Here is a 654-nt window from a genome sequence, read left to right on the forward strand (position 1 = left end):
CCCGAGCGCATCGGCGCCTGCCTGGCCGATGTGCCGAATTTCTACTGCATCGGGCTGAACTACGCCAAACACGCGGCCGAGGCCGGTCTTGCCCTGCCGTCGGAACCGATCCTGTTCAACAAGGCGACCAGCGCCCTGTCGGGTCCCAACGACCCGGTCATCATCCCGCGCGGATCGGAGAAAAGCGACTGGGAGGTCGAGCTGGGCGTGGTGATCGGCAAATCCGCGCTTTACGTTTCCGAAGAGGACGCGCTGGATTACGTCGCCGGATATTGCACCATCAACGACATGTCCGAACGCAGTTTCCAGATGGATCGCGGCGGCCAATGGATCAAGGGCAAATCCGCCCCCACCTTCGGCCCCACCGGTCCGTATCTGGTCACCGCCGACGAGGTTCCCGACCCGCAGGCGCTGAACCTGGGGCTGAAACTGAACGGCGAGGTCATGCAGGATTCCAACACCTCGGACATGGTGTTCACGGTGCGCCAGATCATTGCCAACCTCACCCAGTTCATGGAACTGCGTCCCGGCGACATCATCGCAACCGGCACGCCCGAAGGCGTCGGCATGGGGATGAAACCGCCGCGCTACCTGCGCCCCGGCGACGTCATGGAAGTGGAAATCGAAGGGCTGGGCAGCCAGCGCCAGGAAACC

At 63.5% G+C, this 654-nt stretch carries 1 protein-coding gene; it reads left to right on the forward strand.

What is annotated here, in order from left to right; translation table 11 throughout:
• The coding region (locus IT775_RS21160; protein WP_212703234.1) for a fumarylacetoacetate hydrolase family protein at positions 1-654 on the forward strand (654 nt) is incomplete at both ends.

The organism is Thalassovita aquimarina, from assembly GCF_018219815.1.
GTDB lineage: Bacteria > Pseudomonadota > Alphaproteobacteria > Rhodobacterales > Rhodobacteraceae > Thalassobius > Thalassobius aquimarinus.